Source organism: Bacillus sp. N447-1 (genome assembly GCF_022701035.1).
Taxonomy (GTDB): Bacteria; Bacillota; Bacilli; order Bacillales; family Bacillaceae_G; genus Bacillus_A; species Bacillus_A cereus.
The window spans coordinates 2,854,342-2,867,196 of the sequence record NZ_CP065509.1; the positions used below are offsets into that span (position 1 = coordinate 2,854,342).

Genomic DNA, 12,855 nt, shown 5'->3' on the forward strand with positions numbered 1-12,855 from the left:
ATTTTCTATATAACTACACAAAATAAAATGGCAATCTAATCTAGTTATGTACCTAAAATATGTAGAAATCCCCTTTTTTGTGTATGTCACCTATTCACTAAGAAGATTGTTTGGTTAGTGTGTCTTTTTGCCTTTGCTCAACAAGGCGATCTAAAGAAACATATACAATACCTGCAACTACACATCCTACAGCTAAAATTGTAAATAGAAAGTGACCAAGTAATCGATCTAATAAAAAACCGCCCAAAAGTGGACCAAATGCGCTTCCTGTAATCCACTGCAAACTTGCAGCTCCCATATAAGTCCCTCTCAAATGCTCAGGGGCCAAATTTGCTACAAATGTCATCTGTACAGGCGACATAATCATTTCACCTAACGTATATAAAGCATAAACGAACAGTAGTGTTATTAAAATAATTGTAGCATTTGTATTAAATTCTCCAAACCACTTCGGTAACCACCCTATAAAAAATAATCCAATCCCGAATAAACATGCACCATATAACATCGTCTTCCCGACCGGTTTATCCGTAGCCCATTTTGAAATTTGAAACTGGAATAAAACAACTAATAGTCCGTTTAACGCCATTAAATATGGATATGGATTGTTCGTTCCAAAAATACGCTTCATTTCATTATCAAAATGTAGTGGCAACATGCCTTCCGTTTGAGAAAACCCCATCGAAATGATAATACCTGCTAATAAGTAAATCATTAATGCCTTATCTCGCATTACAATTTTCCAAACTGCCCCAGATTCCTTTTCTTTATGTTCTTCCTTATCTGTCCTCTTTGGCATCGTCTCTTGAATAAGAAGTAATACAAGTAACGCATAAAATAGCATTGTAGAAGAGGCAATAATAAACACAAGGTTCTTTGACAACACAACTACTGATGCTCCCATTATCGGACCAATCGCAGCACCTATATTGTGTCCCATTCGTAATAAACCATATGCCTCTGTTCTTTTTTCTGGTGCCGTTACATCCGCGACCATAGCTGATGCAGCTGGATGAAATAAAGAATTACTCAACCCTAAAAAAATAGATAAAATTGCATATGGAATAAATCCTTCTATAAATAGAAAACCGAGCATTAATAATGCATTACTTGCCATAGAAAATATCATAATAGGCTTTCTTCCATATATGTCAGCAATTCTCCCTCCTATAAGTGATCCAAAACTTGCAGCAATTGGAGAAAGCGCCATAATAACCCCAACTTCCAACAACGAATCTACCTTATCTTTTAAATATAATGCAAAAAAAGGCATTAACATCATCATTGCAATTCCATTTAACGTCTCTCCAATAAATCGAATCCATACGTTACGGTCCATCTCCCTTAACTCACGCCACGTATTTTTCATCATTTCACCCCTTTAGTTAGCCAACAATTATCTTATAATAAGTTCAGAAAAATGTAAATTTTCAAATAAAAAAATCCATTCTAACAGAATTAGAATGGATTTTTTTACTTATAAATTTGCAACATCTTCTTCTTTTTTACTATTATTTAAAGCACTATGTTTTCGGCTATATAAGAAGTAAACCGCTATACCAATAACCATCCATATCCCAAAACTAATCCATGCTGTCCCCGATAATTGAAGCATTAAGTATAAACAGAAGATCACTGTTAATGCTGGTAAAAATGGTACAAGCGGAGCCTTAAATGCCCTTGGTAAGTCTGGATGTGTTCTTCTCATTACGATTACCGCAACAGCTACGAGTGCAAATGCTGACAATGTCCCCATATTTACAAGATGTGCTAAAACATTTAAATCTATTAATCCTGAAATCAGTGCCGCAATAATTCCCGTTGTCCATGTATTTAAAAATGGCGTTTTAAATTTCGGATGAACTTTAGCAAGACGTTTCGGCAGTAAACCATCTCGGCTCATCGCATAAGAAACACGAACTTGCCCATACATCATAACTAGCATTACTGTTGTAATCCCTGTAATTGCTCCTACTGAAATTACCCCCGCTAAACCATCTTGTCCAATAAATTGAAGTGCAAAAGCAACTGGATCTGATATATTTAGCTGTCCGTATGGAACAATTCCTGTCAAAATAAGCGAAACAACGATATAAAGAACTGTACAAATTAATAACGATGCAATAATACCAATTGGTAAATCACGTTGCGGACGTTTCACTTCTTCTGCCGCTGTTGAAACTGCATCAAATCCTATAAATGCGAAGAATACTGTAGCCGCTCCAGCCATTACACCATCTAAACCAAATGGCATAAAAGGCGTCCAGTTTTCAGGTTTCACATAATTAAAACCAGCAAAGATAAAAATAAGAACAACTGCTATTTTAATAAATACCATAATGTTATTTACTCGTGCACTTTCACGAACACCCCTAGATAAAAGAACTGTCATCACTAAAATAATTAGAACTGCAGGTAGATCAATTATTCCACCCTTACCTGTACCAGGAGCCGAGGAGAGAATAGTCGGAATATGAATTCCAAACCCCTTTAATAAAGATTGAAAATATGCAGACCAACCGTTCGCTACAGCAGATGTAGCAAGTAAATATTCCAGCATTAAGTCCCAGCCAATTAAAAATGCGAATACTTCCCCCATCGTCGCGTATGTATACGTATACACACTGCCCGAGACAGGAACTGAAGAAGCAAATTCAGCATAACAAAATGCAGCAAAGGCACAAGCTAGAGCGGCAATCGCAAATGATAATATAATAGCTGGCCCAGAATGTTTCGCTGCCACAACACCCGTTAGAACAAAAATACCAGTTCCAACAATTGCTCCGATTCCAAGCATAGTTAAATCTAGCGCGCCCAATGTTCTTGCTAACGTTTTTTGCTTACTTTCTTGCATTAACTTTGCAATTGGCTTCTTTTGAAAAATTTGCTTCATCTTTCACTCCTCCAAGTTTTAAATTTTCTGAAAATTTTTAATTCGCTTTTTTATTTTACTCATTACGCTTTTCCTAGTCAATACTTTTGTCGAAACAAGTAGAAATTCTTCTGAATATGCACAATCCTTATTATTCTTTCTATATATCTTTCCATTATTTTTTTGGTATTATTATACATGTCGATTCCGTGAAAAAGGCATGCCCCCTTATTGAGAGCATGCCTTTTTACTTATTTCACAGTATATGAACCTTGTTCAATCCAGCTATACATATACTTTTCATCTTCTGTTTCATGTGCTTGTTTTACAATACGAAGCGGACGGAATGTGTCTATCATAACAGCTAATTCAAGCGTCTCTTTCTTCCCTATACTTGCCTCTGTTTTCCCCGGATGCGGTCCATGGGGAATCCCGCTCGGATGAAGTGTAATAGAACCTTCTTCCACACCTTTGCGACTCATAAAGTTTCCTTCTACATAGTAAAGAACTTCATCACTATTAACATTACTATGATAATATGGTGCCGGAATTGACTCTGGATGATAATCGTATAAACGTGGTACGAAAGAGCAAATAACAAAATTATGTCCTTCAAATGTTTGATGTACTGGCGGTGGCTGATGAATGCGCCCTGTAATTGGTTCAAAATCCTCTACATTAAATACCCACGGATATAAATAGCCATCCCATCCCACAACATCTAACGGGTGGTGTCCTAAAACATGTTTATGCATATAGCCTCTTGATTTTGTCATTACGACAAACTCGCCTTTTTCATCATATGTCTCTAATTTTTCTGGACCACGAAGATCTCTTTCACAAAACGGACTATGCTCTAACAATTGTCCGTATTCATTTCGATAACGACGCGGCGTTGTAATTTGGCTATTCGCCTCTACAACAAGAAACTTAGTCTCTCCTTCATCTGGAATAACACGATAAATCGTTCCAATTGGAATCGTTACATAGTCGCCTTTTCTATAGTGAATCGTTCCAAACATCGTTTCAATTTTCCCTGTTCCATAATGAACAAATAACATTTCGTCGCCATCACCATTACGATAGAAATAATCCATTTTTTCTGTTGGACTCACTACTCCAATTAATAAATCTTCATTTCCAAGTATGAAATTCCGTCCACTTATTGCATCACCACTTTTTTTACTTTCTTTCGTTCGAAAGTGGCGATGAGAAAGAGCAACATCCTCTTCATACTGCAACTGACAAGAATGCGATAATGCAGAATGACCTACTTCTGTCGGCATATAATGATGATACAAAATAGACTGCGTACCAGAAAAACCTTTTGTTCCCATTACCTGTTCACGATAAAGCGATCCATCTTTTTTACGAAATTGTACATGTCGTTTATGAGGTAGTTCTCCCATGTGACGATAAAACATGCCCATCACCCGCTTCCTTTTCTTTTTTGATTGTATTACGTAGTGTACCTAAACCAGTAATCGACAGTTCTACAACATCTCCATCTTGTAGCCACTCTTCTGTACCCAGTTCTAAAATACATCCTGTTCCTACTGTCCCAGAACCAATCACATCTCCTGGATATAACGTAACGTCCTCTGAAGCACGTTCAATCATTTCAGCAAATGTATAGTAAATATCTTGGAAGTTTCCTTTTGATAATAGTTTTCCATTTACATGAGCAGTCATTTCTAAATTATATCGATCACCATTACGATAAACGTCTAATTCCTCTTTCGTAACAAGATGTGCTCCTAAAGAAGTTGCAAAGTCTTTTCCTTTCGCTGGACCGAGACCTACTTTCATTTCTGTTGCTTGTAAGTCTCTCGCACTCCAGTCGTTCATAATACAATAACCAAAAATATATTCCTCTGCTTGCTCACGAGAAATATTTCGCCCTTCTCTTCCTATTACGCAAGCAATCTCCAACTCATAATCAAGCTTTTTAGACTTTTTCGGACCAATTACAAAATCACTGGAACCAATTACAGCACGATGATTAGTAAAATAAAAAACCGGAATATCATACCATTCAGGCACAACATCTAATCCTCTTCGTCCGCGAGCTGTTTTTACATGTTGTTCAAATGCGTAAAAATCTCGAATACTACTCGGATTAGGAAGAGCAGCTGTCAATTGTACTTCTTCTAAAGCATATATACCCTTATTTGGATTCTTAATATTCCGCACTACTTCTACATACTCATCCGCTTTCTCTAAAAAAGCAATCATAGAAGAAGGGATTTTCCCTTCACTAGCAAGATTCATATCTATTACTTTGTCACCTTCAAGCCATCCAGCCCGTAGTTCTTTTGAAGGAAGACGAAATGTAACAAATTTCATCCTGATTCCTCCTTATAAAAATGAAATTTCCACCAGCAAAGGGACTTTTGCTGGTGGATACAAATCTTATAAGTTTCCGCGACGCTCTTGTTCTCTTTCAATTGATTCGAATAACGCTTTAAAGTTTCCTTCACCAAATCCACGAGAACCTTTACGTTGAATGATTTCAATAAATAAAGTCGGGCGATCTACAATTGGTTTCGTAAAGATTTGTAGTAAGTAACCCTCATCATCACGATCTACTAAAATCTTTAATTCTTTTAACTTATCAATTTCTTCATCGATTTTTCCAACTCGTGCAGTTAACTCATCATAATAAGTATCAGGTGTATCTAAAAACTCCACCCCATTTGCACGAAGCGCTTCAACTGTTTTAACAATATCACTTGTTAATAAAGCAAGATGTTGTACACCAGCTCCATTATAGAATTCTAGATACTCTTGAATTTGTGACTTTCTCTTTCCATCTGCTGGTTCGTTAATAGGAAACTTAATACGACTTCCATTCGTCATAACTTTCGACATTAACGCCGAATACTCTGTACTAATATCGTCATCATCAAAATGAATCATTTGTTTAAAGCCCATAACATTCTCGTAATAACTAACCCACTCTTCCATTTTTTCAACATTACCAACTACATGATCAACAGCAATTAAACCAGACTCTTCAAATGGAATATTAAATTCTACCTTTTGGAATCCTGGCATAAATGCCCCTTTATAATTTTTACGCTCTACAAGCGTATGAATTGTATCACCATACGTACCAATAACTGCTTTTTTCAATGTACCGTCCTCATCTGTTAATTCCTGCGGTGGAGCAATTGCGACGGCACCACGTTTCACTGCTTCTGAGTATGCTTTATCAACATCATCAACAAGTAGTGCCACATCCTTCACGCCATCACCATGAGTCTTTACAAACTCTGCAATACGATTTTCACTACTTAAAGCTCCAGACACAACGAAACGCATATTTTTTTGCACAAGAACATAAGATACCTTTTCACGGTTTCCAGTTTCTAATCCAGAGTAAGCCACAATTTTGAATCCGAACGCTCTCGCAAGATAATAACTCGATTGCTTTGCATTCCCTACGTAAAATTCCAAATGATCTACATCACGTACTGGAAAAAAGTCCTCCATTTGTGCAGCTAGCGTATCCATAGATTTTTGTTTCATAATATCTTCATCCCCCTGTAAATAGATTAAATGGTCCATACTTAAAACCAACCGAAAACGCTTCCAACGTTAATTAATAGAAATTAGTTAGCAAGCTAACAAATTCTGACCTTTAAAATTTTCTATCTTTTCTGTCAAATTCCTCTTTTTTTCTTACATATAAAATTCGACTTTTTTCTCTTTGAAATAAAGCGGGATTTTATTCAGTGGATTTTTGATTATTCGTTGAATCAAGTTTCAACCGCAACGTTTAATTAGCCATGCATGCTGGATAATGAGGTAACTTTAATACTTGAGGGGATATAAGAAGAATATAAAAAAGACTCCAACATATTAACTACTTACTAATACGTTAGAGTCTTTATTTTTTTTGAATGATTGTATTTATATATCTCATACTAATACATTTGCAAGGAATAGAATAAATGATGTTAATATTACCGCTCCACCTAAGGATCCTAATAAATCTATTTTTGTTACTTGAAACACTTGTTCACTGTTCATATCCCTCATTCTCCTTCCTTTTTTGTTTGATTTAAAACTTCTATTATACTAATACACTTGATAAAAATACGATTAATGCTGTTAATACTACCGCTCCACTTGCTGATCCTACGAAGTCACCTTTTGTTACTTGTAATACTTGCTCTTTCATATCTTTCATTCTCCCTTCCTTTTCTTTTGTTACAAAGCTTCTATTATACTAATACGCTTGATAGAAATACGATTAACGCTGTTAATACTACTGCTCCACTTGCTGATCCTACGAAGTCACCTTTTGTTACTTGTAATACTTGCTCTTTCATATCTTTCATTCTCCCTTCCTTTTCTTTTGTTACAAAGCTTCTATTATACTAATACGCTTGATAGAAATACGATTAATGCTGTTAATACTACCGCTCCACTTGCTGATCCTACGAAATCACCTTTGTTACTTGTAATACTTGCTCTTTCATACCTTTCATTCTCCCTTCCTTTTCTTTTGTTACAAAGCTTCTATTATACTAATACGCTTGATAGAAATACGATTAATGCTGTTAATACTACCGCTCCACTTGCTGATCCTACGAAATCACCTTTTGTTACTTGTAATACTTGCTCTTTCATACCTTTCATTCTCCCTTCCTTTTCTTTTGTTACAAAGCTTCTATTATACTAATACGCTTGATAGAAATACGATTAATGCTGTTAATACTACCGCTCCACTTGCTGATCCTACGAAATCACCTTTTGTTACTTGTAATACTTGCTCTTTCATATCATTTATCCTCCCTTTTTATAAGTTATCTATATGTAATTTCTAAGAAATGTTTATTTCATAGTTTTTATGTTAACGTTACATTAAATTTGATAACGTAACGTTTGTAACATTAATGTAACATAACTATTATTACGTTGCAATATAATTACGTAAAATTTATTACACTTTTTTACGTTTTTATAATAACCCTCAAAACCTTTATTTAATGCGCTTTTCACTTAGTTCACGTTTGTAACATTCGTGTAACATTACAGTCATAAAGTGAAATGTCATCATATTCCTCTCTATTTTTGTTACAAATCGTTTATTTAGTGACACTAAACCTATCTAATCTTTACTTACTTTTAATATGAGATAAAATACCGTCTTTCCAAGATAAGTTTATATGTTTCCTCTATATAACTATGTATAATAAAAACAAAGAGGTGGTCATTTTGAAATTAATCGCATTAGATATGGATGGTACACTACTATCATCTAATCTTGAAATCTCCAAAGAAAACCTACAAGCAATCCAAACTGCACAAGAAGCTGGTCATATTGTAATGATCTGTTCTGGTCGTGCGAAAGAGGATGCTTTAAAGCTATTGGAAGAATATAAATTATCTCTTCCAGTCGGAGCAAGCAATGGGGCTATTGTTTATGTGGATGGAAAAGTAATTAACTCGCGTTGTATACAAAACGACAAAGTTTACAAACTTGCAAAATTACTAGAATCTGAAGGTTTCCCATATAAGCTATATACGAATAAAGGAGTTTATTCTCCATATACATGGCAAGATCAAGTGATGCAAGCATTCGAAGAAAATAAGCATGCGCTTGATGTTACATTAGAGGAACTTGAACGAATTACAGAAAAGCAAAAGAAATCGAACCTAATTACTGATTTCAAAAAAATAGAAGATGTTGTAAATAACCAAGAACTAGAAATATCTAAATTCTTCATTTTAACGTTTAATGCAGCGCATCGCGCACAACTATTAAGTATATTACAAGAAGATGCTGATATTATGGTTACAGCATCGGCTCCTACTAACTTAGAAATTATGGATAAGAATGGACATAAAGGAAACGGGATACAGCAGATGGCAGCTCATTTTAATATCCCTATTGAAGATACAGTTGCTATTGGTGATAATTTTAATGATGTACCGATGTTAGAAGTAGCAGGCTTATCTGTTGCAATGGGCAACGCTGAAGAAGATGTAAAAAAGCTATGTGATGTTGTAACACTAACAAACAATGAACATGGTGTTGCTCACGCAATCGAGCAATTTGTATTGAAACAAACTTCATCTAGTAAATAAAAAAAGGACTCTTTCAATTTGAAAGAGTCCTTTTTTATACGTGATGACAAGCAACAAAATGCTCTGCACCAACATTACGGAATTCTGGTACTATTTTTTTACAAACATCCGTCGCAAATGGGCAACGTGTATGAAAACGACAGCCCGAAGGTGGATTTGCTGGACTTGGAATATCCCCTTCTAGTATAATTCGCTCTCGCTTCACTGTTGGATCTGGTATTGGAACAGCTGATAACAATGCTTTCGTATAAGGATGTAGCGGATTGGTAAATAACTCATCACGCGGTGCTGTCTCCACAATCGTACCTAAATACATAATTCCAATTTTCGTACATAAATGTTCTACTACACTTAAATCATGCGAAATGAATAAATAAGATAATCCCTTTTTCTCTTGTAACTCACTAAATAAATTAATAATTTGTGCTTGGATAGATACATCTAGTGCCGCCACAGGTTCATCAGCTACAATAAATTCCGGATTTAATACCATAGCTCTTGCGATTACGATACGCTGACGTTGTCCACCAGAAAACTCATGGGGATACCGGTCAATATGATAAGGAGCTAACCCACATAACTCCAATACTTCAATTACCTTTTCACGAACATTTTCTTTCGTCGCTAATCCGTGGGCCAACATTGGCTCTCCAAGCGCTTCTCCAATTCTCATTCTCGGATTTAATGAGCTAAATGGATCTTGGAAAACGAGCTGCATATTAGGGCGATGTTTTCTTAATTCATCCTTGGATAAAGAATGAACATCTTTCCCTTTAAACTTCACTTCTCCCTCCGTTTTTTGAACGAGGCGTAAAATTGTTTTTCCTATTGTTGTTTTTCCGCTCCCTGATTCGCCAACGAGACCAAACACTTCACCTTTATTAATAGTAAAACTTACTCCATCAACCGCTTTTACATGCCCAATTGTTCTACTAAATACGCCACCCTTAATTGGAAAATATGTCTTTAGATTTTTCACCTCTAATAATGGTTCACTCATTGTTCCGCACGCTCCTCATATAGCCAGCAAGCTACTTTATGATTTTCATCATTTACATTTAGATTTGGGGCTTCTTTTTCACATATTTCCATACAATGCTCACAACGCCCACTAAAGTAGCAAAACTCACCTAAACCAACTAAATTCGGAACTTGCCCTGGAATAGAATATAGTTTATCTATTCGTTTTCCCATTACTGGTTTTGATTTCAATAATCCTTTCGTATAAGGATGTTTTGGATTTTGGAATATCTCTAGTACTGGGGCTTCTTCAATAACTTTCCCGCCATACATAACGACAACATAATCAGCCATTTCCGCTACGACACCTAAGTCATGTGTAATTAATAAAATCGACGTTTTAAATTCTTCTTTCACTTGTCTTAGTAGATCCAATATTTGAGCCTGAATAGTAACATCAAGAGCTGTTGTTGGTTCATCCGCAATTAATAACTTAGGATTACAACTAAGTGCAACAGCAATCATAATACGTTGTAACATCCCGCCGCTCAGTTCATGCGGATAAGAATGGACGATTTCATCAGCGCGGGCTATGCCAACTTTACGAATTAACTCAATTGCCTTCTTATATGCTTCATTTTTACTAAGTAATTCATGCTCCCTTAACGTTTCTACAATTTGCTCTCCTACAGTGAAGACGGGGTTTAGCGATGTCATCGGTTCTTGGAAAATCATCGCAATATCATTCCCTCGTAAACTACGAAGCTCTTTCTCTTTCATTCCTAAAAGACTTTTTCCTTCATATAAAATATCTCCACCTACTACACTGCCTGATTCAGCAATAAGTCCCATAATAGATAACGCCGTTACACTTTTTCCGCAACCAGATTCACCTACAACACAAACAGTTTCACCTTCTCGAACAGAAAAACTAACATGATTCACAGCTTTTACTGTCCCTTCTTCTGTCTGAAAGTGTGTTTGTAAATCTTTCAGCTCTACTACCGCTTTACTCATATCTCCTCACCTACCGTCTCATCTTTGGATCTAATGCATCACGAAGTGCATCACCAAGTAAATTAATTGATACAACTGTTATAAAGATTGCAAAACCAGGCGGAATCCATAACCATGGACGCTTTTGGAAATCGATTAATGAGTTAGCTGCGCTAATCATGTTCCCCCATGATGGTGTAGGTGGAACGACTCCAAGACCTAAGTAACTTAGTGCGGATTCTCCCAAAATAGAACCTGCAACACCTAATGTAGATACGACAATTAAAATAGGTAAAACATTAGGTATTAAGTGATATATAATTTTCCGGTAATCTTTTATTCCTAACACATCCGCAGCTTGCATAAATGCTTGCTCCCTAAGTGATAAAATTTGCCCTCTTACAAGGCGTGCAAGCCCTGGCCAACCTACTAAACTTAAAATAATCATAATGACATACAAACGATAATCAGACGGTACTTTCCACTCTGATAAAATCGCACCCATTATAATAAGTAACGGTAATCCTGGCATCGACATTAAAATATCTGCAAGTCGCATAATAATATTGTCCACAATACCACGATAAAAACCTGCAATCGCTCCTAATAAAGCTCCAAGTATAACCGATAAAACCATTGAAGCTAAACCAATGGTTAATGAAATACGTCCCGCTTGCATAAGCCTTGTTAAAATATCTCTTCCTAATTGATCTGTACCAAGCCAATGAGAAAAACTAGGTGGTTTGTTAATGAGCGCAACTTGTATTTTTCCTGATGCATATGGAGAAAAGAACGGACCGATAAAACAAAATAAAAACATAAAAATTAATGCATAAAACCCTACAAGTGCCATCTTATTTTTCTTTATCTTTTTAAAAGCTTGTCGCCATGGTGATGATTCATTTCTTCTCTTTTTTTCTTTTTTTTCTGTAATTACTGTAACAGTCTCCATTTCTTTCCCCCCTTACTTCAACCGAATTCTTGGATCAACAACTGCATATACGATATCTGCTAAAAAGTTTGAAACGATTGTTAAACAAGAAAGAAACATCGTAAATGCCATCAATACTGTATAGTCACGGAAATTTAATGCTTCTAATTGAATATTGCCAATCCCTGGCCAGTTAAAAATTTGTTCAATAATAATTGCCCCAGAAAACAATCCAGGTAATTCAAATGCTAATAACGTAATTGCCGGTAAAATTGCATTTTTTAATGCATGCTTATAAATAACCGTCTTCTCCTTCAAACCTTTCGCTCTTGCTGTTCGTATGTAATCTTGTCTTACAACCTCTAACATACTTGTTCTAAAATAACGAGTTAGCGAGCCGACCCCAAGAAGTGTCAAAATAAATACTGGTAAAATCATATGTTTTGCAACTTCTATCACGTAAGCAAATCCTGTTGAATTACTGCCAACATCAATCATTCCACCTATCGGTAATAACTTAAAGTCAACCGCAAACACCTTAATTAAAAACAAACCGATAAAGAATGAAGGGAATGACATTGCTGCAAAAACACCGATTGTTACAAGTTTATCGAATAAAGAATGTTGCTTCGTCGCCGAGAATACACCGATAATAAGTGCAATTAGCCAAATAAAAAACAATGCAATAATTGCTACACTAAAAGAATTCCAAATAAATTTATTTAATAATGACGTTACAGGCTCTTGATATTGAAGCGAGAAGCCAAAGTCCCCTTGCAATGCATTACCTAACCAATGAAAATAACGCTCAACAATTGGTTTGTTCAACCCATATAACTCCCTCAGTTCAGCTGCTCTTTCCGGTGTAATTTTCGGGTTTGAATCAATATAATCCCCAGGAAGAAGTGCGAACAGGACGAAGATAATAATTGATGTACCAAGCAGTGTAGGAATCATTTGTAACAACCTACGAACAATATATGTTTTCACCCTTTTT

Annotated in this window: 16 protein-coding genes; 1 reads left to right on the forward strand and 15 read right to left on the reverse strand. The window is 35.8% G+C overall.

The genetic code is table 11. The features are described from left to right. Window positions 1–97: 97 nt before the first annotated feature. From IQ781_RS14310 to IQ781_RS14360, 11 genes are all read right to left on the reverse strand, one after another. Window positions 98–1,369 (reverse strand): MDR family MFS transporter, encoded by a 1,272-nt coding sequence (locus IQ781_RS14310; RefSeq protein ID WP_000799721.1) that lies wholly within the window; start codon window positions 1,367–1,369, stop codon window positions 98–100. Window positions 1,370–1,477: 108 nt separating this feature from the next. Then, on the reverse strand, window positions 1,478–2,893 hold the full coding sequence (gene bcaP, locus IQ781_RS14315) for a branched-chain amino acid transporter BcaP (RefSeq protein WP_000809361.1): 1,416 nt from the start codon (window positions 2,891–2,893) through the stop codon (window positions 1,478–1,480). A 230-nt stretch (window positions 2,894–3,123) separates the two neighbouring features. Beyond that, window positions 3,124–4,296 carry a homogentisate 1,2-dioxygenase gene (locus IQ781_RS14320; protein WP_013141710.1) on the reverse strand — a complete coding sequence of 391 codons (1,173 nt, stop codon included), beginning with the start codon at window positions 4,294–4,296 and terminating at the stop codon, window positions 3,124–3,126. Next, on the reverse strand, window positions 4,262–5,218 hold the full coding sequence (locus IQ781_RS14325) for a fumarylacetoacetate hydrolase family protein (protein ID WP_000674004.1): 957 nt from the start codon (window positions 5,216–5,218) through the stop codon (window positions 4,262–4,264). Before IQ781_RS14325 ends, IQ781_RS14320 begins: the two co-directional genes overlap by 35 nt. Before the next feature lie 66 nt (window positions 5,219–5,284). After that, window positions 5,285–6,403 carry a 4-hydroxyphenylpyruvate dioxygenase gene (hppD, locus tag IQ781_RS14330; protein WP_000810922.1) on the reverse strand — a complete coding sequence of 373 codons (1,119 nt, stop codon included), beginning with the start codon at window positions 6,401–6,403 and terminating at the stop codon, window positions 5,285–5,287. A 393-nt stretch (window positions 6,404–6,796) separates the two neighbouring features. Continuing rightward, on the reverse strand, window positions 6,797–6,907 hold the full coding sequence (locus IQ781_RS14335; RefSeq protein ID WP_001083689.1) for a DUF3948 family protein: 111 nt from the start codon (window positions 6,905–6,907) through the stop codon (window positions 6,797–6,799). 43 nt (window positions 6,908–6,950) lie between these two features. After that, complete coding sequence (locus IQ781_RS14340; RefSeq protein ID WP_000654250.1) at window positions 6,951–7,067, reverse strand: DUF3948 family protein; 117 nt, start codon at window positions 7,065–7,067, stop codon at window positions 6,951–6,953. A gap of 34 nt (window positions 7,068–7,101) precedes the next feature. Then, window positions 7,102–7,218 (reverse strand): DUF3948 family protein, encoded by a 117-nt coding sequence (locus IQ781_RS14345; RefSeq protein WP_000654250.1) that lies wholly within the window; start codon window positions 7,216–7,218, stop codon window positions 7,102–7,104. Window positions 7,219–7,252: 34 nt separating this feature from the next. Continuing rightward, window positions 7,253–7,345: a DUF3948 family protein gene (locus IQ781_RS14350; RefSeq protein ID WP_242808313.1), complete on the reverse strand. Its 93-nt coding sequence runs from the start codon at window positions 7,343–7,345 to the stop codon at window positions 7,253–7,255. 57 nt (window positions 7,346–7,402) lie between these two features. Continuing rightward, window positions 7,403–7,510, reverse strand: a complete 108-nt coding sequence (locus IQ781_RS14355; RefSeq protein ID WP_000664237.1) for a DUF3948 family protein — start codon at window positions 7,508–7,510, stop codon at window positions 7,403–7,405. 43 nt (window positions 7,511–7,553) lie between these two features. Beyond that, window positions 7,554–7,661: a DUF3948 family protein gene (locus tag IQ781_RS14360; protein WP_000664237.1), complete on the reverse strand. Its 108-nt coding sequence runs from the start codon at window positions 7,659–7,661 to the stop codon at window positions 7,554–7,556. Between the two features lie 437 nt (window positions 7,662–8,098). On the opposite strand from IQ781_RS14360, the gene IQ781_RS14365 reads away from it, so the two are divergent. Then, window positions 8,099–8,971: a Cof-type HAD-IIB family hydrolase gene (locus IQ781_RS14365; RefSeq protein ID WP_000766421.1), complete on the forward strand. Its 873-nt coding sequence runs from the start codon at window positions 8,099–8,101 to the stop codon at window positions 8,969–8,971. A 34-nt stretch (window positions 8,972–9,005) separates the two neighbouring features. On the opposite strand, the gene IQ781_RS14370 is transcribed toward IQ781_RS14365, so the two are convergent. The 4 genes from IQ781_RS14370 to IQ781_RS14385 are packed head-to-tail and all read right to left on the reverse strand — an operon-like array spanning window position 9,006 to window position 12,848. Further along, complete coding sequence (locus IQ781_RS14370) at window positions 9,006–9,971, reverse strand: ABC transporter ATP-binding protein (RefSeq protein ID WP_001294518.1); 966 nt, start codon at window positions 9,969–9,971, stop codon at window positions 9,006–9,008. Then, complete coding sequence (locus IQ781_RS14375) at window positions 9,968–10,948, reverse strand: ABC transporter ATP-binding protein (protein ID WP_000030789.1); 981 nt, start codon at window positions 10,946–10,948, stop codon at window positions 9,968–9,970. The genes IQ781_RS14370 and IQ781_RS14375 overlap by 4 nt, the downstream gene beginning before the upstream one ends. A 10-nt stretch (window positions 10,949–10,958) precedes the next feature. Next, entirely contained in the window at window positions 10,959–11,879 is a 921-nt protein-coding gene (gene opp4C, locus IQ781_RS14380; RefSeq protein WP_000451077.1) for an oligopeptide ABC transporter permease, read from the reverse strand. 12 nt (window positions 11,880–11,891) lie between these two features. Then, entirely contained in the window at window positions 11,892–12,848 is a 957-nt protein-coding gene (locus IQ781_RS14385; protein WP_000860748.1) for an ABC transporter permease, read from the reverse strand. Window positions 12,849–12,855: the final 7 nt, after the last annotated feature.